We start from the raw sequence: 23,005 nt of genomic DNA on the forward strand, positions 1-23,005 counted from the left end.
TCTTTTAAAGTTTCTCTAGCGATGTCTGACTGAGGAGAAGGTAATATAACGTCAAAGTTATTGACAGCTTTCCCCTGACGTTCAAAAAGTCTATTGTTAATTTGTAGAGTTAAAATATTTCGACTCCAACCGTTTTCTAAGGTTTTTTGTACATACCATAGCTTTGCTGTTATGTCTTTGATAGCATCCAAAATACGAACATTATGCCCCCAAGGAATTAGTGCAACAAGCTGTTGCACAATTTGCTCATCTGGGTAAGCTTCAGCAAAAGCCCGCATATAGTTTAGATTACGTGCTGAGAATCCCTTCATCTCTGGGAAAGCTTGTTTTAAATCTCTGGCGAGACGTTCGATAACTTTTGCACCCCATCCCTGTTGTTGTTGTTGAAGAAGAATATCTCGCCCAATTTGCCAATAGAGTAATATCAATTCGCGGTTAACAGACAATGCCGCTCGTACTTGGGCACTGCGTATGCGTTCTTTTAACGAGCGCAAGAAATTGTCATAATTGTCCATTTCAGTTAACTCTTAATTCCCCGCTTACTGATAAATTACTGCGCCAATCGCGTACCTGATACTTGTCTACAATCTAACTTGTCAACTTGTAAACATTTTCATATATTAACGTGTTAACACTGTTATATGTATTCTTATCTACATGAAAACAATCGCCATAATTTCTCGAAAGGGCGGTGCTGGTAAAACAACTCTGGCGGTGCATCTTGCTGTTGCTGCCACTATTGATGGCTTATCAACAGCCATCATCGACCTAGATCCACAAGCTTCGGCTGCTGGCTGGGGGGACAGTAGAACCCTTGATGCTCCTGCGGTTGTCTCAGCACAAGCCGCCCGTTTACCAAAAGTTTTAGAAGCAGCCGCTAGTAATGGGGCAGATATAGTTTTTATTGATACAGCACCGCACTCAGAAACCGCAGCGTTGGCAGCTATCCGTGCAGCTGACTTAATTTTGATTCCCTGCCGTCCTGCAATTCTCGACCTACGAGCAATCAGCGATAGTATCGACCTAGTAAAACTTGCTAACAAAACTGTAACTGTTGTCCTCAATGCTGTTCCTCCACGCGGTTCCTCAGCTAGTGAAGCCATTGAAGCAATTGCCACTTATGGAGTTGCAGTTGCCCCCATCCAGGTAGGACAACGAGCGGCATTTGTGCATAGCTTGACAGCAGGACAAACAGCCCAAGAATATGAACCTTCGGGTAGGGCTGCCGAGGAAATTGAACAACTTTACAAGTGGATATGTAAACAAGTAAACATATAAATTATATTACTTGTATACAAGTAAACTTATAATCCGAACTTCAATATAGATATGGCTAAGAAGAATCTCGCAGACGCTCTACAAATTGCATCTGGGAAACCAGCGACCGATGAACGCTCTCCTTCTCCTGCTCAGGCAGATGATAAACCCGAACTGCCACCTTCCAGGCAGGGGAAAAAGGCGATCGCCGGTCATTTTGACCCGGCTGTATCTAAGCAGTTAAAGCAATTGGCATTGGAACAAGACACTACAGTTCAAGCTTTGTTAGCTGAAGCTTTAAATGACCTGTTTGATAAATACAACAAGAAGCCAATAGCTTGAGCCGACGACAGGATACACATAGAAATTAATTTAGGAGAAACGTTTTTCCTAAACCAAATATTTGAGAAATTTTTGACGCTACTTTCAAAACGGAGAGCGGGTGAAAGGAGTGTAGAAGGCTCTCGCCCCAAGTCTTGCCTCACTAGTGGACAAGTGACTGCATAGCGACAAAACCTGTAACCATTCATCTTCGGATATAAGAGCAAGTTTTACCGATTGCTGAACTATAAGAGTACGTTGAAATCTTAGAAATATTCTCGCCCTAACAGCGACAGGAGACACATGATCAGGAATTTAGGAGAAACGTTTCTCCTAACCCAAATTCAGCACAACCAAAAGACATTGATCAGGGCATTATCCTCAAATATAATTACCGTTGCGCTCTGGTGATTGCGCTCTTTCTGCTCAAACCTGTGCAATTACGGTATGCTTATCAAAACTGAACCAAAAGCTTCTCGGTTGGGTGCTAAAGAGGTAGGAGTTGGGTTATGGATGTTCTTGATTTGTACAGGCGGTACGCTGCTGGAGAAAGAGATTTTAGTGGGGCTGATTTGAGTGATATCAAGCTCAATATTGCTAAGGTTCGTAAATATGATTCCGCTATGAATAATCTCAGCAACATTAACTTGAGTGGTGCTAATCTGACTAGAGCCGATATGCGCTACGTAAACTTTAGTGGCGCAAACCTAAGTTATGCCAATCTGGAAATTGCTATCCTGACATCTGCTAACTTGACTAATGCTGATTTAAGTAATGCTAATTTGTATTGCACTGACTTGGACGGAGCCAAACTAATCAACGCTAATCTACGCGGAGCCAAACTGGTGTCTGTCAGAATACACGGTGTTGATTTGACTGGTGCTGATTTGAGAAGTGCTGATTTTACGGGTGGTGGGGGAATGATCACCTTTTGTAACACCATCATGCCGGATGGTACTGTCAGAACCGAATATATTGACTGAGAAATTTATCAATTCTGTGTCGGCTAGAAGATATCAAGTAATTAGTATTAGATGCTCCTGGTAAGAAAATTCTGCCCATAGTTTCTTACAAGGGTTGCCACAGCCGGGCGAAATCAATGGTTGTGAGAGCCAGTGTTGTGCATCTCTATTATGCGGTCGCACCTGAAAAATTGCGATCGCCTACGACTTCGCAATCAAGGTGCGACATATTGGCGCTTAAGAACCTTATGGTGTAAGCTACATTAGCCAAATAATCAAAATTTTTTCTTAGTTTTTTCTTAATAGACTAAATTTTTATTGATAGCAGTAGCAGTATATAAAGATGGCAGCGAAAAGAAAAATCTTAATTATCCTCTAGTTGCCGAAGTATTGGGATTTAGTGAGGAACTTAATTTCAGGAACTTGGACATTCTTGAAGCGGTCGAAATGTGGGGAAGTACACTCTACGAAGGCGGGTTGCCACAAATTGGCTCCATCCCAGATAGTATCCCTGAAATTGCAATTAATGAAGGTAGACCCCGTTATACCTTTTACCCCAGTGAAATCGGAACCAGTGAAATCAATATCTTCCCATACAACAAGCTCCCATTTAGCATAGCTGAAAATAGCGTTCCTCATAGTAGAACCACTGAAGTCGATATCAATAAAACAACCTTTCAGATTAATGCCACTGAGGTCAACGCCTCTGAAAAAACCTTCACGTCTGTCCTCAATAGTAGCAGTAGCGAAATTTCTCCGTTCAGCAGCGTAGAAGCTCAACAATTCCTCAGCATTTATACTCATCTATACACTTTCTCATTAACCACTATATATTGATCTAAATTAACCGCTTTCCCTTTAATGTCGTCTTCCCCTCTATTTCCCGACATCGGGCAAGGCGATCGCGCTTTATGGGTTAATCTGGGACTGGTCATCCGTGAGAGGTTAAGGTAATTACAGATTTGTCAAGAGGGTGCAGGAAAAGGAGACAAATCCAGCTTGGAGACTGGCAATCGTTTGGCTTTGACCACTCCTAAATCTTGATTTTCCTTGGCAGCGAAATACTTAACAGGGTCTTCGGCTTTGCCTTTTTCTTGCGCGACACTAATGAGACTATTTTGAGTATTTTAACTGATTGACAAAATGCTCTTTATCTTAACCTTTCACCGATGTATTAATATTCAGTTAGCATATCTCAGTGCAATACCATTTAGAAAAAGCTAATGATCTTCGTACCATCTGGCAGAGTGGTATTACAGAAAATAGCTCCCTCAATCCTTGGGTTCTCGATCCCACCAGGGAGGTCAATTCTAGCTCGACTCAGATCGACATCAGTCAAGTTAGCTCCTTTGAGCAACGGTTCATTACCGATGAGCGTTCCAGTCAAATTAGCCCCATTGAGGTTAGCCCCATCCAAAGGACAGGCAGTCAAGTCGGCATAGCTGAGGTTAGCTCCACTCAAGTCAGCTTCAGACAAAACCCCATCGGATATAACAGCATGACTGAGGTTAGCCCCACTGAGATTAGCTTCTTCCAACCAAGCACTGCCCAAGTTCACATGACTGAGGTTGGCACCACTAAGATTGGCTCTGTCCAGCTTGGCACCAAACAAGATTGCACCACTCAAATTAATCCCTGGCAATTCGGCATCTCTCAATCTGGGGCTATCCAGCTTTACTCCACTGAAATCTCTTTCCCCAGCAGCATAACGCTCCAGCAATTCTGATTCAGTCATAACCTACCCCGCACCAGCATCAATTAATACTATCCTTTCTAAACTTCCCCTTGATGTCATATAACCAGGATTTAAGAACTCGTGGCTCGGAGTCGGCGCAGCGGAGTGGCTCTTGCGGGCTTGCAGGATCTAGTTGGCCCAATCAGTAATCTTTCTGCCCGTAAGAGCCACCGACTCCGAGAGCGTAGCGGTCACGAGTTCGTCGGGTCAATACGCTTTACGGCTACTGACGGGTCTACTCCAAAAATCGCATTCCATTCTTGTGATCAAACCTGACCTGGAAATTATCTTCAGTACACTGTTGTCTGCCTAGACACAATAAGAATACTTGATACAAAAATGAGTATCGCGGGTAGCAATAGGGAGTATTTGTGCGGAGAATTTCTGTTTTGCTGACAACTGACGCTCACACCTTTTGGATCAAAAATGAGTATTTGCGCGTCATCTAAAGCCAAATCATTGCTTAGAATCAATTCTTGAGCAAAACTCTACTTTTTCATATTACTTTGCACTACATTTGTACTATCACAACTGCATTCCACTTGTGAGTTACACAAAAGCTATGCTGTAAACACCACTTATTACATACGGTTTATGTAGTTTAGCAGTATTGAAATAGTAGTTCTAAATACCTTGCCCAAGTGGTAGCTGTTGGGTAGCTCAACTGGTGACACACAGCTACCAGTTGAGTAGTAAAAAAGCGAGTTGTTGAAAATTTGATCATTCCCCAACTGGTAGCTATAGAGCAGCCCTACTGCTACCAGTTGAGCATAAGACATTTTGCGAAAAGTTCGGGCGTAATGCTTACTGATTATGACTTACAGCAAATTTTTATCGCTTGTTTTATTCTCAATAACTTCAAAATTATTGAGAATATATAATACATTTATGTTGCAATTGTGCTTCAATAATTATTTCATTAACTTAATCCAGCCCACTTAACATCCGATTTTTTTCTTCATGCCTGAATAGAAATTCTTCATTTTACAATCTCCACGCTTGTTAATAGAGATGAAACTTGTTTTAAGTAGTGAAATTGTCTGATTAATCACAGTTACAATTAGCAGACATTTTGCACCTAAAACCCCGATTCATATACAAAATGTCTGCTATCTTGCACAGCTTATACACGCTTTAAACTTTTATAGCTGTCAGGAAACTTTGATTATTCACTACAAAATGTCTGCTATTTTGCACATCGCTTTTTTGAAAAATTGGTGTCTAATACATACACCAACTACCTTTTAGCCACTTTTATCAAACTTATTCATTCTCAATAACTTTAAAATTATTGAGAATCTATAATACTTTTGTGTTGCAACTGTACTTCAAAAATCTCGCTCAATCGATCAACTTCTTCAGTAAGTGAATCTGAAATTTCCACTGTGAGTTCAGGAGTCATTGTATATATTGAGCGTTAACTGAAACAGAAACTCGTCTAACGCAACAACTACACTAAACACTCGTAAACCCGTAAATTTGGTGTAGTTTAACCGTAGTAAATCAGTCTCATCTGACACTAATATTTTTGGCCGTCCAAAAGGACAAAAACAGTGGTTTTTTGTCCTTTTGGCCGTCCAATGAACGCCAACCCTACTCAATTGTCATGCTCTGCTGACAAATGCCCACCTGTCAACGGCCGTCCAAAAGGACAGAAATGACCAGTTTTTGTCCTTTTGGCCGTCCAGTGTTTTTGAAAAAAATCTTCTGTAACTCTTATTCAGTCTCAATTACAGCCACTTTGAGGCGCTATTTTTATTGTCAATAAGATTGGGTCTTATTGACAATGCGTAATCATGATATGTTGCAATTGTGTTTCAAAAATTCTTTCTTGAACTTAACCCACGAGTCAGGTGTACGCTCTGCGTGACTCACAAGCTAAAACCACGGTCAAGCTGTTTCTGCTTTTGTTGCTCCTCCCTGAGATGAGCTTCTAGTTCCTGACTCCAATCAGGATTATGGGTTTTGAGCCTTTTACCCTGTGGCAATAATTCTAATACTGCACTAGCAGCAAGATTCCCTTGCGAATCATTATTGAATGCTACGACCACCCTATTGAAACTCTTGAGAAATTCCATAGGTAGGTTATTCGGGTCATCAGCTACCATCAACATGGTTCTAGTTGGTGGTAGTCCCTTGCAACTTGAGATCAGGTAGGTGGCTGCTGACATGGCATCAATTGGTGTAGAACACAAAAAGACGTTTTCTACCTTGTCCGTTGGTTGCCCTCCCAATCTCAGATAAAACCAACCTTTTTGTGTAGAGGTGTTTTGGTCGTACTCCACAGTGCGATGATTTTCTCTAGGCTTTGACCAAACTAATGCACCAGTTTTTTCACCATCTAAATCACGCTTGATAAACAAAATATTTCGTTGCTCATCCATGTAAAGCAACTGATTATTATGTAATCCTTGCACAATATAATCTGGTATATAGCGTTTCTCGTCCAAATACTTGTGCAACACTTGCCAAACAACTTTATCCTCTGGTGGTGGAGTGAACTGGGGCTGTTGTTTGCGTTCAATTTCTTGAAGAAACTTTTCTAACTGCTCAATTGGGAGTGGTTTAGCAGGAATCACCAGAATTTGATTAATGCGCTCATCATCACGTTCTGGTTGGTAGTCAATGCCACGATGTTTTTGCAGTCCTGGGAAGGTATAGGCAGGCCCCAAAGATGTACCGCTAAATTTCTGATCATTCCATGAGTAAGAGATGCCTTTACTTTTACCGTTGCGTGTTAGCCCATGACGCATCTCAATACCCAACAGTTGCAATCGTTCCATCAGTTGGGGCATAGTCGGTTTATCTACTGTGGCGCGGTCAATTAATTCAATTAGTTGGGTTTTGATTGGCTGTTGTGGCGGCGTGTTTCTCTCACCCTGCTCATATTCTAGTTGTTCTCTTTCAACTCGTCGCTGTTGCCCTACGCTGGGGGCGCGGTTCAGTTTCTCCTTGCTATTGAGGGTCTGCTGTAACCCATATTCTAGTTCTAGCTGTCGAATGATTTTTTCAGAGCGCACATACTCCCAGCTATCACGGGTAATCTTGCCGTCATCCAAACTGATTCTGCTGGCGCAAATGTGTATATGGTCGTGGTTGCGATCGCTGTGGTGGTAGATGGCATATTGGTTAGCTGTGTAACCCATTTCCTCGATGTACTTGTCGGCTATCTCGCACCAAGTATCATTGTCTAGTTGTTCGCCTGGGCTTAGTGAAAGCGAAACATGATGAACTACTTTTTCTGCTTCTGGATTAAGTTGTCGAGACAGTCGGAATTCTCTGGCTAATTCTCTGGCATTTGTGCCAAACATATTGCCGCCAATTAAGGATGACTCCTCTTTGTTTTCAAGATAGTCAAGGAGTCCGCGAAAGCTTTTACCTTTGGTTTGGTTGCCAATCATTTTTACTCCCAGTCTTCCGAATCACTGTCATCATCAATGTCATCGTCATCAGTAACTTCAGTTTCGATTTGGGACAACTCCCGACCAATTTGTTGTAAGAGTTCTTGTAGCTGTTTTAGTTGTTCTGGATCTGCGGGTGGTCGCAGTCCCATTTTAATAGCTGTGTTAGTAGCTCTAGTGAGTTGATTAATATTGCTGCCGATGCGGACTAATTCTCGGTAAGTAGCTAGGGTTATTTTGCTCAGTCGTTTGGGCAGTGGTTTTAATAAAACACTGCGTCTAGTTAATTCAGCTATGCTTAGTCCCGCGTCTTGTGCTTTCAACTTAATCATCTCGTGTTCGATTGCGTTGACACGAGCTTCTAATGTCTTAGTACGAAGCAGGTTTTTTGACAGTTTGGGACGCATAACTGTGGGAGGTATGAGAGGGGGTTTCCAAAGGGGGATGCTTCCCACTTTGGCAAGCCTGTCGTCCGAGCGGAGCGAGGTTTGCCGTAGGCAAAAGGCACGGCTTGCTTCTAGCCAAAATATGGGGGGTAAGCGAGGTGTCGAGTGCTACGTATGTACGGAGGGCACAGCGAGAGGCTGAGGGCGGAAGTACAACGGCGTAGCCGTGATGCTGACTATCCTACAATCTACAGAGGGAGATAGCAACGGCGTAGCCGGAATTTAAGATAATCAAGCAAGAGATAAATTCTGGTTCGGCGTAGCCACAATAGAAGAAATAAAAACGGCGTAGCTGCTATATGAAAATTCTCTTCTTCAGCGAAGCTGCCACACAATATAATAGTCCGGCGTAGCCACAATACTAAAAAATAATTCAGCGTAGCTGTTTTAAGTAAAATTCTCTGATTTAGCGTAGCTGTAATAGTCAGATTTTTTAGCATTAGCTTGAATAAGACTACCAGCGAAGCTGCCACACTAAAAAATATAAGGCGTAGCCGTAATACGAAATGGAGAGAAATTAACCACGCTAAAACTAGACTGCTTTTTGAAGACCGCAGTGCAAATATGATTTTAAAATTAGTCAAGTCTATTTCAGTCCCTATTTACTGGTGTAAGTTCAGTGAACGGCAATAAAACCACTGTATTGTTGGTTAAGTTCAGACATCTTAAGCTACTATCTAATGTTTTGCTCTGTACCAAGAACTGGTCATCATCTCCTGTGACGGTACATACAAGTCCAATCAACGTTTCTATAAGGGATTTCGGGTGATGTTGATTTGGATCTCCTAGATTATTTTGAATATTAAAAGACATAGATGATCCATCAGACTCTCCAAGATTTTTCAGCCTTTCGCGTCGTGCGGCACGTTTAGCTAATATGGACATCAGGTTAGACCAGATTTCAGCATCCAGTCGGTAGACTTTAATTTTTTGCCTCTCAAACCCCGGCTCAAACCTCGACCAGCGAAAAGCCGCTTTGATTCCCAACTGCGATAACATCTGATGCACAACCTGAACATCACTCATTTTGTCGCTAATGGTGAGTTTGAGATGGTGGAATATTTCTGGGGCATAAAGGCGAATCTTGTCGGCGTAGGGTTTGAGGTCAGCTTTAGTCCATTCTTTTTTTGGATCTAAAAAGTCGTTTAATCCAAATGCTTCTCGCATAGAGCGCCGCAGCGCTGTACCAGAAATATCCCACGGGCAAACAGCTTGATTCCAATTAGCTTGTTTCTCTAATGATTTGGCGGTTCTGTCAATTCCTAATGCAGGGTTAAGTTGCGCTTCTAAATTGAGCAGTTCCCCGCGTCGTCGGCCTTCTTTGTCCCAAAGTACATCTTCTAGAGTTAGCTCGTCTACGCAGTAGAAATCTTTCAGGTAATATTTTCTAATTGCTAGTGCGTCTTCTGGTGAAACTGCCTCTTGGGATTCCAAGAGGGCAATTTCTGGGTAAGTTAAATCGGCGGCGGCTACTATGTCTTTGGCTTCAATTTGTTTGATTTCGTCTTTGGCTGACTTTAGTAACAGTTTGACAGCTTTATCCGATTCTCGATTATCAATTTTAATCTGATGCCCTTCATGTTTTAGTCTTATAAGCAGTGCATCAGAGAGATTCATCATCGAATAATTCTGCTCGGCACTAATTCGGGCATACAAATTAACATGAGGGTTTGATTGCCAATCGAAATTAGCAATACCTTCAACAATATCTGGTCTGAGGTTGGAGCGGACTAAGCTAACAGTGGCATCTGTTCTCTGTTGTAATTGGGCTTTAATTTCTAGATAATTACTGGAACGAGAAACTTTACAGTAATTTGTCCCACGTTTGGCACACCAAACTGTGCGGTCTACGTTGTCTCGTAGTCGGGCTAAAGATTGGGACATATCAGCGTCGGTGGATGATGCCCCGGTGAAAATTCCATAGACTTTCTCGACAAAATCTGGAATTTCTATGCTGACTCCGGTGGCGACTGTGGGAGAACAAATAATTACGTCATATAATCCTTCTGCAATCACAGCATCGGGAGTTTTCAAAAACCTTTTTTCATCAGGATTGCCACTGGTTTCTGAGTTAACTAGCAGGATTCTAATACCAGGAATTTCTTTTTGTAGCAGTCGGGCTGTTGTCTTGCTGGTGGCTTTGCTATCTGTGGTGACATATAGCGCCTTACCTTGCTCGATGTTCCGTGCATTTTGGATTAACTCGTTTATAACAGCTGATTTATCTTTGGCTTGAATAAATGTGACGTGGTAGGGTTTGGGTTGATAGTCGTTATAAATTAAGTAGATTGGAGCCGGATCTGCTTTCAGTTCCCAGAGGTAATTTAGGGTTGGGTTGTTTAAATCAGCGTCAGCAACAATTATCCTCCGGGCGACTCTAATTAATTCTGCAAATCTTGCTAGTAATGCTGGACGTTTCCCGTCTTTATCACAGGTGCTAGAAGTTAATAAGTGACGAACAACTTGGACAATTTCATCAATCATTAAGTCACAGCCAGCAAATTTTTTCGGGTCGATGGCTAGGAGTGAATCAACACAGAAACCAATTCGGAAGCTGTAAGCTGATCCTTTGATAAAATTGCCGTTGACTTTATCTAAGTCGCCTCGGTAATCTAAAGAAGCCCTGGCACATAAATTCTGTACGAGCGCTATTCTGTGACTCGGTGCTAATAATTTCGGAGAATGCGCTGTTGTTTTGGCCATAAACTTAGTTTTACCAGTGCCTTTGCCTGAGTTAAGGGCAATAATTCCTGACTCAGGTAAGTCTTTGATCTCTAAGGTCGATAAGTCGGCTGTGGTTAGTTTTAATGAGGGTTCGTAAGTTAACCGATTTTCTAAGCGTTGCCACAACTGCCAATGTGCTACTGAAAGGGCTTGGTTTAAGGCTGTTGACCACGCAGCCACGCCAGCATTTACTATCAGGTCATCAACGCCTTTACACAGTCCTTTTTGACCGTCCCAGATGGCGATATCAACTATTGAACCGGCGGCGGTCAGTAATCGGCTAAAGCGGAAAGTCGCAGCGTTAACTCGTCTCTGGGTTAGAGTATTGGTGTCTTGGTCAAAGGCGAGGGTAAATTTTCTCCCTTTAACAGCAAATCGTGCTATATCTGAGATTAGATAGGGCAAGACTTGGTTGCCTAATAAATCCTTGCTGCGGTAGCCGCCGTTAATTCCGTAAAGGGCAATGGCTACATACCCCTGTGACAACAGGCATAAGGATTTTTTACCCCCTTCTGTAATGATGATTGGGATTTCTGGGTGGAGTTCTAGCCAGTTCCAGAAACTTTCGCCAGGAGGGGGGACTTCTACGCCGTAGCGGTTGGCTATTGAGCGTCTATTTTCTCGGTTGACGGTGGGGAGATAAGCCCGTGAGCCGTTGCCAATTGGGGTTTCGTATTTTTGATCCTTGTCTTTTTTCGTGTCAATCCTGGGTTTACTGAGTTTGCCTTGCCAGGGGCTACCGTCTTCGTTAATAAATATTGCGGCGTGGAGTGTGGGTTTGGCTTGATGCCCAAATCTGGTATATTTCCAGTTCAGTGCGTCGTGGATTGGGGTTGAGACATCCCCCCCAGCACTAATTTCTATGTCGGAGACGATACGGATGTTATCAGTGTACAGAGAAATTGCGATCGCAGAGCCGATAAGAAATTCTCGCTCAATTCGGCTGGCAAACTCACTTAAGCTTTCTACTGGCAGTAGATTTTGAACAGATGGTAGAACACTTGATAGATTTTTCAATTTCTTTCTCCTGGCAGGGGTTAAATTGCCCTCGCCAAGAAAAGACTGAATGTTAACTTCTATCTACAGAACAGTTGGCGTAACTTGTGCGGTAGAGGGGAAAGAGTCAAGTAGTTTGGGTAAAGCCTTCAAATAAGTTCTTTTTTCCCTTTTAATCTGTTGGAAGTAAGGCTTATAATCAATAAAAGGCTCCACTTGATTCTTACTCCAGTGGGGGTTTTACATTCTGTCTTTTCTGGCGGGGTGGACGCGTGGTAGGTGGTTCCAAGCACCGAAGCCACAAATTACAACAACCGAAATCAAATGAAGAATTTGAGCCTAAGTCTGTGAGTTCGTACCTCGCAGACTTTTTGGCTTATTAGCTCAATTTCTTAACGATTTAAAACCATAAATAGAACTTAGTTGGTTGGGGTTGAGATGTTGTTTGCTTGTCAGCATATCATTGAGTAACATTAGGCACATATTGTCATTTGGCTAACAGTCAGTAAAAAGTCAGAAATCCGTATATAGATACCAATTAATAAATCCATCAAATCTTACTAGTTTGGCTATAGCTTGAGTGATAGGTTAGTTTCCCCTTTACGATCGCGTCTTTACTCATTTGTCTTAAGCCAATCCTTGAGTAATGTGTTTACTATTTCACCCATAGGCTTACCTTGCTTAGTACAGGCCACTTTAAATTTCAGTTTCACATCCTTGTCCACATAGACACTTAGCTCAGTCATTCCCTCTGGAATTTTCTTAGACATTTTCTCTCTTTGCGCGATATCTAGTATTCTCGCATCACCTCCGGCATCTTCGTCTACCACGTATTGCGCGATTGCGCGATATACGTTATGATAACAGACAAGACAGAGAAACAACAACAGCCGTTAACCAATTCGTGTCTGCCGAGTAAGGAAAAACCTTATAAATCAATCCTTTTAGCGTGTGGACACTCCAAAGCTACCGTTAGTTGTCAATACCTGTTGATTACTTGTCAGCATTTGTTATTGACTATCAATTACTGTTTGACCATTAATCAATAAATGAAGTATGAAAACATCAAATCCCTCACGGGGACTTGATTTAGATTCCCCTGGTCTGTTTTGCTCAAGTTATGTTACGAAATCTGAACTAGCAAAAATTCTTAACGTTGCTCGTTCAACTTTGGTCAGTTGGGACGGTATAGCTCTTTACCGCATAGATGGCTATCGGCAAGCCTACCCAGTAAAAACTGATGGCAGTACGGATCGCTCTTGCCCTTTATCCCCGTACCAAAGCTGGGTTCTGTCCCGCATTGGACGAGTGATGGCTAATCTGCGTTCTGTCGAACGGGTAAAGAACTACATCAAAAAGTATCCCCAGGAATTCAGTCAAGCCAAGTTTCAAGCACAGTTCGCCCAAGTAATTCAAAGAGGTACAGCTGCATGAATCCTAATTCCACCAAAACCAATAAGCCAGAAATGATTTCTATTAAAGAATCTGCCGAACGTTTGGGAGTTGCTGAAGAGATTGTCCGATTCAGCCTCCAAGAAGCTTACCCCGATGATTTTGATAGCCTCAAGGAAATAACTTTGGCAGAATTTGAAACCCTAGCCAACACATTCAAGCAGAAGGCTCTTGAACAAAACACGGGGGAAGTAGCTGCGATTGCTCCTTCTAGCGATAGTCCTTTACCAATAGAACAACAGCAACAGATTATTGATGGTACTGTCAATGCCCTTCAAGAATTTGCTGGTAATTACGTGCTGACCATTGAGAAAATCGCTTCTACCCTCGCTTATTTGAGTGGTCAAGCAGTTGTAGACAACTTTGTAGAAATTCATTCCAACACTGTCAGAGATGGCTTAGAAAGCTATTTAGACCAGTTTGCAGCCGAATTTGTGACTGCTGCTCATTCCATCAAAGGAGTGAACGCCAAAGATTTTTTGTCCCAACGGGGAATAACCCAGAAACAGCGAACTGCTCAAAAGTCATTGCAAGAAATTCTGAACCTAGCAGCAAACCCCTAGATATTGCTTCAAAGATGGCATTATCCGATGCCAGATTTCTATTTCTCTTGCACTTCATTTCAAAGGAAAGAAAAATGCACTTACTAACTGAAGTTTGTTTTTATTCTGGTGTGGCTACCCTCTCCCTAATTGGTGGTGTAGCAGCAGTTATATCGCCTTTAGGAGTTGGGTTATTTACTGTGGGCTTAGTAATGTATGTCAACCAAAACAAACAATAATAGGGACAAATTAGAGTCTGATTATCAGTGGCTTGCTTTCAAAATCCGCCCAGTCCTTTTAATAGCTTGCATCACAATTCCTAGTTTCTTTGGAGCGTATATCTATGCAGCAAATTTTGACTGTAGAGCAAATTTTAGCAATTCTCAAAGGGAAAGAAGAGAGTTTGAGGATGTTGAGGGCAACGCCAGAGTACATGAAATTGGAGGCATCAGAGCGATTCACTACGTCAAATGACCTCCGCCTCGGTGACGCAATTCAGGCACTCTTCGAGATTCACGAAGCAATCCTAAATATCGAGTTCTACTCTCAAGTTGAGGGACAAACAAATGCTTTCAACGACAGCCTTACAACGTAACCACCTGTACGAATTTCGCGGTCAACAACTCCGCTACAGCCATCAGTCTAATTGTGGAGTCAATGCCCCTTTCATATTCAATGACTCCAAGGGCAGGCGTAAAGAATTAAGTCAAAACCAAGTGCAGAGGGAGGTTTTTGAACTTGTTGAGTTTTGTGAGAACTGATGATGAAGCGATTGCACCTGCCGGCAAGCTTGGCGATCGCCTAATCAGGACGTATCTCTCGCCGCAAAAACGAAAGTACACAAGGATTCTAACAAATGACACTCGATTACAGAAATCCCAACGATTGGGGCAAATCGCCTCTGACTGACTCCGCCCTGAGATTAGAGCAATTCAAAGCAGAAAATCCTGAACAATGGGCAGCAAGGATTGAGGCAGATATTGAGGCACTCTCCACGCCAATATTCGAGAGTGAAGATTACCCACCCTTCACTGGGACGGAATTTCTAGCAACTCATGAAACCATTGATGACCATCCATACTCTGCTGCATTTGGTCAATTCTTGGGTAATGGGATTGACGCGGACATTGCAAATATTTTGGCATTTGGTGAGAACCGATTTGATTTAATTTCTGATGATTTTGATGATCCAATACGGCAATTAGCAACGAGAATTTATAGCCGATTTGAAGAGATGGGTTACTGGGATGAAGTGCCCCAAGAGTCGAGTGATATCAACTACGACTACATACCTTATTAGGAGAATAACGCAATGGATTTTGCAATACGTAATCCGGTCGTTGGTCATGCAAGCCATATTGATGAAAAAGCGCAAGCATGGGGAGGGTTTGAGTCTGATATTCTGGGCTATCTTTCCGATATAAATAAGCTCGAACAGTTCGCTGATTATGCGAATAATGCCCAAGAATTATCTGACAGACTAGAACCATTTTTGGACAATGCCAAGGTCGTCTTTGAGGCGATGGAGAAGCTGACCAAAGGACAAGTTACCTGGGTCGAACTTCGTAAACAATATGGCTCTCATGTTGCGGGTGCTATCGCCAAAATTCGCAAACTTAACTCGGAATTCGATTCGGAGATGAGTAAAATAGATGCCCAAGATAGAGCAGACCTCCTGCGAATTGACCAAAAACGTAAGCACGCTTTAACCGAAGTTGCAGCCCAATTACATCAAGATTTACAAGCAGAATTATGGCGGCATGAAAACAAGATTAGCGGCATCGAAAATAGGCAAGTTGTACAAGCAGAAAGACAAGCAATCACAACAGGACTGAGAGAGAAACGCCAACAACTTTTAGCCCGTGCGAGGTATGGCTCACGGGCATTAGAACCGAATCAAACACCCCAGGAAATCATACCAGTTACTAGCCAAAATCATGCACCAGCATCAAGTGTTTCTGCAACAGGAACAGTTCGCGGTTGGGGTGCGATGTTAGGTAACTTGTGGCAGAAGTTAGGCGATAGATAACTATTAGTTGAAAGGACACAGGCTGATGCTAGTAAGGAAACGAAATGAAGATCCTCATAGCGTCAGCCCTTTTTCATTTGAAGGGCTGGCACAGAAATCACAACAACAACAACCAGAACAACCACAACCATTACCAGAGAACAACAGAGGTAGAACATTTAGACGTGCTGGTAACGCTTGTGAAATTATTGCTGGCAGTTGTTTAAATTCGGCAGTGATTTTCACCTTTCATTTATTGCAAGTTCACCCAGTTGGAATGTTCTTAGCTGTGGGTACTGCACACCTGTATTTTACTGCCACTGCAACAGGTGAAGGGTTTAATAATTTTGTCACTAATTTAATGACTGGTTGCAGTGCTTCATGTGCGTTATTGTGTGCGCTTTCCGACCCGTTGGGTGAGTGGAATGAAGCGAGAACTTCTACACAAACAGCTAATACTTCAATTGAAAAGGTGTATCAGCCAAAAACTGCTGAATCTTCAAGTTGGATGGATGGTGCAGGAGTGGGCATATTTCTAGCGATATTAATGATTTTTCTATTTGGTGGCAGGAGAAGTAAATGAATTATTTAAGTGACAAACATAAAACTTTATCAGAGTCGCAACAATCGGGTTTAATGCTGTGGTTTGGTCGCCTACCAATGGATAAGAAAGCTGTTGCCATTGGGTTGAGTTTGACCGTGGGTATTGGCTCGGCAGCGATGGCATGGCAGGGAACGAGCAGTGACAGAATTTATTTCTGCATTAAAACCCCAAAGAAAACATTGGTATGTCAGGACAAAGATAACCGTCCTTTTCGCATGACCCCTTTTTATTGGTCACAATGGCAGTTAGAAGGAATGCCGCGCCAAGTAGTGCGTGACCCAGCTATGGGCGTTAATGGGCTGGTGAAAGCGACTAACCAATACAAGCCTTTTTGGGCGTTTGGGGGATTCCTGGGGTTTGCGCTTGCTGGGTGGATGCTGCGCCACTGCCAAGATGAGGAGAAGCAGAGAGCAGTTTTTGAAGACATAGCCCAAAAACGGGATGCTGCAAAAGCAGAGATGGCCGCACGTTCCGAGCTACTAGAGAGTTACCGAGATGTTGCGATCGCAGAAGTTCAACTGCAAGCCGATTTGGATTTAATCGCCAATGACCGCACTGTGGATATCCAAAAAGCAGAGATTTACGCCAACACGGAAATTGAAGTTACCCAAATGGAGGCAACTGATGCCATTTTTGAGGCGCAAACGGCTGGGATGACCGAGGAACAGAAGGCAGATTACATTAAGCAGCTACGGGAGACGAAAACGCCTTACTTGCAAGGGAGTCAGACTTTAGCGGGGACGATTGACCCCAACGATAAGGTTACTGGGGGAGAACAGCCGGCGATTGCAGACAGTGACAAATATCGCTGGATCAAAAACACCATCGGCTACCCCACTTTGATATTTGGTGGCATGGGTGCGGGGAAGTCGTGGACTACCAGAGAGATTATTTGGAAGAAAGTACAAGCTGGGTGGAACATCGTAGCGCTTGACCCTCACGGAACTGAGGTTGAATGGCGAGGTGTGCGGCTGATTACTGGCTACAAAGAAATAGCCGATTTCATGCAATGGTACATGGATGAAATGCGCCAGCGCTATGAAGATTACCGCAAGAGTGGATTAACAGAGGAGCAATGGACAGAACAATTACGAGCATCGGGCAAGATGCTATCAGTTATCTGTGAAGAATTTACAACGAGGAAACCCGACGGCGCTCGTAGCCCATTGATTGATTTGACTGCCGTTGATATTTATCCGCTCACACAGATCAGTCTTAGTTAGCCCCTGTTTAGCATCATGATCAGAATATGAGAATTTGATTTTGCCTCTGGGTATGTCCTCTACCCTCTCTCTGAGAGATGATAACCCCGCGTTAATAAGAGCTTGCCGTAGCCCATCGATTTCTGTTCTGAGCGAGTTAATCTCATCATTGAATTCCCTTTGTTGCTCGGCTACGGTCGCCTCTAAACCATCTATTTCAGTGGCTTTTACCTTAAGCTGTTTTACCTCTTGTTCAAGGTTCTCTGGCATCACTTCAATCGGAATATTGCCCTCTAAATAATGCTCAAGTATAATTGTGAGAGCTTGAGACGCTTTCTTTATTTTGTGTGTTTTCATCCACTTCTCTAAACTAGCGTAGAGGCTGAAGTCAAGGTATGCCGTCACTTTAGCGTGGTTATCTAACCAGTCTTTAGTAGCCATATATTGCTTGTTCTATATTGGTAATTTAAAGTCAATTACGTTAAATTTAAAACAATATTATTGTCATATACTGCTGTGTTAATAGTAATTTACTAATACACGTTGGCAGCTTACTGCATAAGGTTAAGAAAACTAAAGTAAGTTACTAAAATTAAAAAGTGTCTGACTATAAACGTCTAAACCATAATTGGTGTCTGACCTAGATGGAATAAGGCAAGCACTGTGGAGCTATTATAAATTAAGTAATTTACAGCAGTAGATAAATTAAGGTACAGTCAGATAATTATTTAAATAAGTTGATTGTTTTAATATACTTATAGTTTATTAGTATATTAAAGCAACTTAACCAAGTAAGTTACTATCGCCTAAACCCAGATACAGAGCGGGTGTTATCTCAATCGTGGTTGGTGGTAGCACAACTGGAGTGAGAGGGCAGGCGATCGCTGTCACTACCACAACAGACAGCGCAGTTATTAGAATGAGATAGCCTAGCAATGCTTTTAGAAGGGGGATAATGAGTCAGTCAGCAATCATTACCGCATCGCCAGATGTGATGAGTGGTACGCCAGTCTTCGCAGGAACGCGAGTACCTGTGCAAACCCTGCTGGATTATTTGAAGGCGGGAGATTCCATTGATGATTTTCTAGAGGGATTTCCCACAGTGAAGCGAGAACAGGTGATTGCTTTTCTGGAAGCCGCACAAGCGCAGATTGTGAAGCTGGTTGCATAGTGTGAATATTTTGATTGACGAGTGTATTGACCGAAGACTGGCAAGGCAGTTGTCTGGACACATTGTTAAAACGGTGCCGCAGATGGGTTGGGCTGGCATCAAAGATGGAGAACTTTTGCGTTTAGCCGAAATTGAGTTTGACGTGTTTATTACGGTAGATCGGAATCTGCCATTTCAGCAAAATTTGGCAATTCTAGATTTAGCTGTTTTGGTGTTGCAAGCACCATCGAATCGATTAGCAGATATAGAAGTGCTGATTCCTAAAATTTTGGCAATTGTTGACACCGTACCAAAGGGTACAGCAACGGTAGTGAGTGAATAAAATCTCATCTAGGTATTGAGTCAAAGCTCTAGCAGTCTCAGTTGTCGGTGCTTAACGTAACCACGCTTCCTGCAATCACTTTCCAGTTGTTTTCAAATAGCTTCCAAACCCTGAGATAGCGGAATTTGCCATCAATTTCTTGCCCTAAATAGTTTCCTAGTATCTCTACCGTGACGGCAACAACAACGTCGTCTCCGACCATGTTTAGCATTAGATCACTTGATTCAAGTGTATGCAGGTTGATGTTTCCCGAACGGTAATTTTCCAGATCCATCGCTTTGGTTGCCGTTTCGCCACTAGGCCCGTTAAACAGAAGCTCATCGTGAAGCAGTTGATCCAAAAGTTCCACGTTATTGGTTTTCATTGCTAAGAGGAGTTTTTTCTCGTTATCGATGACCTGGGCTTTGTGGGTGGCATCCATGATGTTTGTTGTTGAATTTGACCCTAGATGAGTTCATGGTACAGGGTGTGAAGCAAGCGTTCAAGGGTGGCTAGATTATACCTGCAATTGGTCAACGTGCTGCAAGCATAAGCAGGTTTAATCAGCCAACGGTATCATGCGGGTTGTAGCGATTGCGATTGATAAGTTGGAATTGATGGGCAGCGATCGCTTTCGTGACGCTAACGGAGTTACAATACTTTGGGTCATCAGTTACACGTTTGTCAGGAAACGTGTAATCCCATTAAGATCACAAAAATGAAAGTAGACGGCAACGGACAAGGCAAAATATTAACCCAAGACGAACTAAAGCGATTATTCACGGAGGGATTTCTCACTCCCCGCGATCGCGCTCTGTTTGGAATTTGCCTGTTCACTGGTTGTCGCGTATCAGAAGCACTAGCACTCCAGACGACTGATATCAAATCTGGTGCTATCACTTTTCGCAAGTCTACCACCAAAGGCAAGCATAAAACCCGGATTGTGGACATCCCACCAGCACTAGCCGCAATGCTAGGCGAGTACCAACTAAAACCGGGGGCAATGTTCCCAGGTATGCGCGGTGTAACTGAACGTCTGACCCGATTCATGGCAGACAAGATTTTACGAGATGCCTGCAAGCGGATTGGGGTTGAGGGAGTCAGCACCCATTCGTTTAGGCGAACTGCCCTCACGCAGATGTCGAGCGCCGGGATACCTTTGAGAACTATTCAAGAAATTTCAGGTCACAGTGACCTGGGGACATTGCAGCGTTATCTGGAGGTTACGCCAGAGCAGAAGCGAAAGGCGGTTTCGGTGATTGGGTTTTAGCCTATGGGATATCAAGTTGCATCAGCCTGATTATCTAAAGCTTCCCACTCATCTAAAGAAATTTGAAACTCTTTATAAACTTCTTCCATTGCTAACTGTTCGGTTTCAAAATAACCAATTTCTGAAATTTCTCCAGATGGCGAGATATCGAAACGGTAAAATCCCGAATCTGTTGTATAGTGAACAATTCTAATTTCTTGAGGCAAAGGTGATTCTGTTCTTATTCCATCTATATATGAATAACGAAATATAGTTCCAGTACGTTGATGATTTGAATTAAAAAAAACACGATGCTTAGTCACAGGGGAGCGCTGCTTAAATAATTCTAAAAGTTCAAAAAACACATCACAAGCTTTTGCTTCGTCTCCAACTTCTTTAAGAATAATATTTTTCCATCCGGCTGTTGATTCAGACCATTTATAAGATCGAGCTACCCAGTCATGGAACTGCCTGAATGGAGGTATTTCTTCTTCAACCAAAATATGATTTTCTGCTAGTGCAAAATCATAGCCACAAATAAAGCCTAGTAATGCAGTTATGGAACGCTGACCTAAATACATTCCGGGTCTTTGTTTTATCCTTTCTAAAAGCTTATAAATATTTTTCATATTTCTTATGCAGTCGTGTTAGAAGACGGGCATCTATAAAATATTATTTGATTTTTACAAACTTCAAAAAATCCCCGTAATTCTACTAAACAGGTGCTTGGTCGAACCTCAAGAAATGCTTGCAGTAGAATAATTTTCGTTTTCAGAAAATATCGTTTCTTACTTTCTACTTAATCGCTAAAATAAATTTAGCTTTCTACTTGTTCAACTAGAGGTTGATAAGATAAACTTTTGATATCTACTTCATCATGATTTAGAATCCATATATCTGGCAGTGTGGCTTTTATGGCTTGGGCTGCGACGTTTTTTGACAATTATTATTTGGTGTTTGTATGGCATCAACAGCAGAAACTATTTAATTAATCTCTATCAATTGGGATTTTTAACCAATCACTCAATTCATCTGCTAACCAGTCTAGGTCAGCCTCAGATACAATAGGAGAGCTAGAAATACTATATTTATTTTCTCCTGCCCAAATAATAATTTCGGGTTCAATTATAATACCACCATCATTAGGAGAACTAGATTTTATATGACGTTTAGTACGTTCTAATTTATTAATATTATTTTTCTGACTGGGGGTTGCTTGAGTCATGATAAATCCTGAAATTTCATGAGTTAACGAAATTTGTTGTTGATCGATTTTGATCCGTGTATTTTGAAACAGGATTCCGCATATTACCCATAACATTGCTATACTAAAACCCCACCAAGGAATAGAGAATAAAGCTAGAAAAATTTTATTGGGCAAATCAACCCAATAAATACCCAATACAAGAAATGCCAAAGGTATACTAGAAATCATAAACATTACACCAAAAATAGTTAAACTCATATAACTTCTAAGTCCGGCTGGAGGAATAATAATTTCTAAAAAATCTTCGTTTTTTATTAGTACTATTTTACTTGATGATTTTTCCATATTTTCTACTCATCCTTGATTTTCTACTTCTATAGACTTAAACTAATGTTTAATAAAATACTTACTTTTAGTGAATATTTCCGTGATAACCCATATTGATATTAATGGCAAGTATCTAGTTACACATTAATAACCTTTATATAGTTTGCCATCTAAAATCTGAAAACCTAACTATGACGACATATCTCTAAATACGCCGACCGTAAGGCATTTAGCCACCAATTAGCTAAAAATGCGATGGCGCAGAGCGCCCAGCATAGCTGATCGCCCTCGTTGGCGGGATTTTCTTACTTTTGGAAAGAGGCGAGCGCCCAATCTTAGGCGCGACCGCGCAAGAAAGGTGGGCAGTCGAAGCAGTCTCAAATCCTTGTATATTCTGCTTTTGAGCTAGGCGCAGAAATTTACTGCTTAGTTGTTTCTTACCTAGTTAACTTGTATACACTTAAACATGATACCTTGTATACAATTCATAATGTCTACATGTAAAGGTCTAATTGTATTGTAATTAATAATAGTAATATCTGAATAACAAGCAGGATAACTAACTAATATTAAATATATTTACTCATTCTTCATTATCTACTTCTACAGACAAATTCTCCAATTCTGCTTCCAACTGCTCAATAGTTGGTAAATTTGGTTGTAACTCTTTAGGCAGTGATTTAGTAAGTTGAGTTTGCCATTCAGCAATACCAATTGGTTTATTGACATCACGCAGCGCATACTCAGCAATAACATTATCTTTACTTGCACATAAAATTAAACCAATTGAAGGACTATCTAGAGGAGATTTAAGTAAATCATCCACAGCCGAAAGATAAAAATTAATTTTTCCTGCATACTCAGGTTTAAATTTACCTGTTTTCAGTTCAATTACTACAAAGCAATGTAATTTCACATGATAAAAAAGCAGGTCTATATAAAAATCTTCATTGCCTACTTTTAAGTTATATTGTTGTCCAACAAATGCAAATCCTACACCCAATTCTAAAAGAAATTGGGTAATGTGTTTAACAAGTTCTTTTTCTATTTCTCGTTCTTGTGCTGCTTCTCCTAAAGTTAAAAAATCAAAAATATAAGGG

27 protein-coding genes are annotated in these 23,005 nt (G+C 41.8%); 15 read left to right on the forward strand and 12 right to left on the reverse strand.

The window, feature by feature from the left end:
• Positions 1 to 515, reverse strand: a 515-nt coding sequence (locus CDC33_RS36845; protein WP_146195942.1) for a DUF1016 N-terminal domain-containing protein, incomplete at its 3' end; no start/stop codon positions are given.
• Between the two features lie 142 nt (positions 516 to 657).
• Between CDC33_RS36845 and parA the strand changes: the two genes are divergently transcribed.
• The 4 genes from parA to CDC33_RS39690 all read left to right on the forward strand — a co-directional run bounded on the left by parA (position 658) and on the right by CDC33_RS39690 (position 3,377).
• Entirely contained in the window at positions 658 to 1,278 is a 621-nt protein-coding gene (gene parA / locus CDC33_RS36850) for a ParA family partition ATPase (RefSeq protein WP_109013486.1), read from the forward strand.
• Between the two features lie 51 nt (positions 1,279 to 1,329).
• A complete protein-coding gene (locus tag CDC33_RS36855; RefSeq protein WP_109013487.1) occupies positions 1,330 to 1,599 on the forward strand; it encodes a ribbon-helix-helix domain-containing protein in 270 nt (89 codons plus the stop codon).
• Between the two features lie 488 nt (positions 1,600 to 2,087).
• A complete protein-coding gene (locus CDC33_RS36860) occupies positions 2,088 to 2,561 on the forward strand; it encodes a pentapeptide repeat-containing protein (RefSeq protein WP_109013488.1) in 474 nt (157 codons plus the stop codon).
• Between the two features lie 297 nt (positions 2,562 to 2,858).
• Positions 2,859 to 3,377 (forward strand): hypothetical protein, encoded by a 519-nt coding sequence (locus tag CDC33_RS39690; RefSeq protein WP_181374384.1) that lies wholly within the window; start codon positions 2,859 to 2,861, stop codon positions 3,375 to 3,377.
• Between the two features lie 373 nt (positions 3,378 to 3,750).
• On the opposite strand, the gene CDC33_RS36870 is transcribed toward CDC33_RS39690, so the two are convergent.
• The 5 genes from CDC33_RS36870 to CDC33_RS36890 form a co-directional block, all read right to left on the reverse strand.
• Positions 3,751 to 4,275, reverse strand: a complete 525-nt coding sequence (locus CDC33_RS36870) for a pentapeptide repeat-containing protein (protein ID WP_109013490.1) — start codon at positions 4,273 to 4,275, stop codon at positions 3,751 to 3,753.
• Between the two features lie 1,871 nt (positions 4,276 to 6,146).
• Positions 6,147 to 7,676, reverse strand: a complete 1,530-nt coding sequence (locus tag CDC33_RS36875; protein WP_109013491.1) for a relaxase/mobilization nuclease domain-containing protein — start codon at positions 7,674 to 7,676, stop codon at positions 6,147 to 6,149.
• 2 nt (positions 7,677 to 7,678) lie between these two features.
• Positions 7,679 to 8,083, reverse strand: coding sequence for a plasmid mobilization protein (locus CDC33_RS36880; RefSeq protein ID WP_244919587.1), 405 nt, complete (start codon positions 8,081 to 8,083; stop codon positions 7,679 to 7,681).
• A gap of 630 nt (positions 8,084 to 8,713) precedes the next feature.
• A complete protein-coding gene (locus CDC33_RS36885; protein ID WP_181374385.1) occupies positions 8,714 to 11,863 on the reverse strand; it encodes a plasmid replication protein, CyRepA1 family in 3,150 nt (1,049 codons plus the stop codon).
• A gap of 593 nt (positions 11,864 to 12,456) precedes the next feature.
• Positions 12,457 to 12,672, reverse strand: a complete 216-nt coding sequence (locus tag CDC33_RS36890) for a plasmid partition protein ParG (RefSeq protein WP_244919588.1) — start codon at positions 12,670 to 12,672, stop codon at positions 12,457 to 12,459.
• A 226-nt stretch (positions 12,673 to 12,898) separates the two neighbouring features.
• Here CDC33_RS36890 and CDC33_RS36895 point away from each other — a divergent pair, with 226 nt between their 5' ends.
• The 8 genes from CDC33_RS36895 (at position 12,899) to CDC33_RS36925 (ending at position 17,671) form a co-directional block, all read left to right on the forward strand.
• Positions 12,899 to 13,276, forward strand: a complete 378-nt coding sequence (locus tag CDC33_RS36895) for a hypothetical protein (protein WP_109013493.1) — start codon at positions 12,899 to 12,901, stop codon at positions 13,274 to 13,276.
• Positions 13,273 to 13,857: a hypothetical protein gene (locus CDC33_RS36900; RefSeq protein WP_109013494.1), complete on the forward strand. Its 585-nt coding sequence runs from the start codon at positions 13,273 to 13,275 to the stop codon at positions 13,855 to 13,857. Before CDC33_RS36895 ends, CDC33_RS36900 begins: the two co-directional genes overlap by 4 nt.
• A 74-nt stretch (positions 13,858 to 13,931) precedes the next feature.
• Positions 13,932 to 14,075 carry a hypothetical protein gene (locus CDC33_RS39695; RefSeq protein ID WP_181374386.1) on the forward strand — a complete coding sequence of 48 codons (144 nt, stop codon included), beginning with the start codon at positions 13,932 to 13,934 and terminating at the stop codon, positions 14,073 to 14,075.
• Between the two features lie 104 nt (positions 14,076 to 14,179).
• Complete coding sequence (locus CDC33_RS36905; protein ID WP_109013495.1) at positions 14,180 to 14,431, forward strand: hypothetical protein; 252 nt, start codon at positions 14,180 to 14,182, stop codon at positions 14,429 to 14,431.
• Positions 14,432 to 14,692: 261 nt separating this feature from the next.
• A complete protein-coding gene (locus CDC33_RS36910) occupies positions 14,693 to 15,136 on the forward strand; it encodes a hypothetical protein (RefSeq protein ID WP_109013496.1) in 444 nt (147 codons plus the stop codon).
• 12 nt (positions 15,137 to 15,148) lie between these two features.
• Positions 15,149 to 15,865 (forward strand): hypothetical protein, encoded by a 717-nt coding sequence (locus CDC33_RS36915; RefSeq protein WP_109013497.1) that lies wholly within the window; start codon positions 15,149 to 15,151, stop codon positions 15,863 to 15,865.
• Positions 15,866 to 15,890: 25 nt separating this feature from the next.
• Positions 15,891 to 16,427, forward strand: coding sequence for a hypothetical protein (locus CDC33_RS36920; protein ID WP_109013498.1), 537 nt, complete (start codon positions 15,891 to 15,893; stop codon positions 16,425 to 16,427).
• A complete protein-coding gene (locus tag CDC33_RS36925; RefSeq protein WP_181374387.1) occupies positions 16,424 to 17,671 on the forward strand; it encodes a hypothetical protein in 1,248 nt (415 codons plus the stop codon). Before CDC33_RS36920 ends, CDC33_RS36925 begins: the two co-directional genes overlap by 4 nt.
• On the opposite strand, the gene CDC33_RS36930 is transcribed toward CDC33_RS36925, so the two are convergent.
• A complete protein-coding gene (locus tag CDC33_RS36930) occupies positions 17,561 to 18,091 on the reverse strand; it encodes a hypothetical protein (RefSeq protein WP_219930157.1) in 531 nt (176 codons plus the stop codon). The two genes, CDC33_RS36925 and CDC33_RS36930, sit on opposite strands and share 111 nt — an antisense overlap.
• A 511-nt stretch (positions 18,092 to 18,602) precedes the next feature.
• On the opposite strand from CDC33_RS36930, the gene CDC33_RS36935 reads away from it, so the two are divergent.
• Both CDC33_RS36935 and CDC33_RS36940 read left to right on the forward strand, forming a co-directional pair.
• On the forward strand, positions 18,603 to 18,821 hold the full coding sequence (locus tag CDC33_RS36935) for a DUF433 domain-containing protein (protein ID WP_109013499.1): 219 nt from the start codon (positions 18,603 to 18,605) through the stop codon (positions 18,819 to 18,821).
• Between the two features lies 1 nt (position 18,822).
• Positions 18,823 to 19,143 carry a DUF5615 family PIN-like protein gene (locus CDC33_RS36940; protein WP_109013500.1) on the forward strand — a complete coding sequence of 107 codons (321 nt, stop codon included), beginning with the start codon at positions 18,823 to 18,825 and terminating at the stop codon, positions 19,141 to 19,143.
• Between the two features lie 37 nt (positions 19,144 to 19,180).
• Here CDC33_RS36940 and CDC33_RS36945 read toward each other — a convergent pair whose 3' ends face one another.
• A complete protein-coding gene (locus CDC33_RS36945) occupies positions 19,181 to 19,564 on the reverse strand; it encodes a nuclear transport factor 2 family protein (RefSeq protein ID WP_109013501.1) in 384 nt (127 codons plus the stop codon).
• Between the two features lie 276 nt (positions 19,565 to 19,840).
• Between CDC33_RS36945 and CDC33_RS36950 the strand changes: the two genes are divergently transcribed.
• The gene (locus CDC33_RS36950) at positions 19,841 to 20,392 is read left to right on the forward strand and encodes a tyrosine-type recombinase/integrase (RefSeq protein ID WP_109013502.1); all 552 of its coding nucleotides are present in this window, start codon (positions 19,841 to 19,843) and stop codon (positions 20,390 to 20,392) included.
• Between the two features lie 11 nt (positions 20,393 to 20,403).
• Here the strand turns inward: CDC33_RS36950 and CDC33_RS36955 are convergent, their stop codons facing one another.
• The 4 genes from CDC33_RS36955 to CDC33_RS36965 form a co-directional block, all read right to left on the reverse strand.
• Complete coding sequence (locus tag CDC33_RS36955) at positions 20,404 to 21,000, reverse strand: hypothetical protein (RefSeq protein WP_146195943.1); 597 nt, start codon at positions 20,998 to 21,000, stop codon at positions 20,404 to 20,406.
• Positions 21,001 to 21,188: 188 nt separating this feature from the next.
• Positions 21,189 to 21,314 carry a hypothetical protein gene (locus tag CDC33_RS41505; RefSeq protein ID WP_280524483.1) on the reverse strand — a complete coding sequence of 42 codons (126 nt, stop codon included), beginning with the start codon at positions 21,312 to 21,314 and terminating at the stop codon, positions 21,189 to 21,191.
• Positions 21,315 to 21,359: 45 nt separating this feature from the next.
• Positions 21,360 to 21,923, reverse strand: coding sequence for a hypothetical protein (locus CDC33_RS36960; protein ID WP_109013504.1), 564 nt, complete (start codon positions 21,921 to 21,923; stop codon positions 21,360 to 21,362).
• 565 nt (positions 21,924 to 22,488) lie between these two features.
• A partial coding sequence (locus CDC33_RS36965; protein WP_146195944.1) for a DUF1016 domain-containing protein occupies positions 22,489 to 23,005 on the reverse strand: 517 nt, incomplete at its 5' end.

The organism is Nostoc commune NIES-4072, assembly GCF_003113895.1.
Lineage (GTDB): Bacteria > Cyanobacteriota > Cyanobacteriia > Cyanobacteriales > Nostocaceae > Nostoc > Nostoc commune.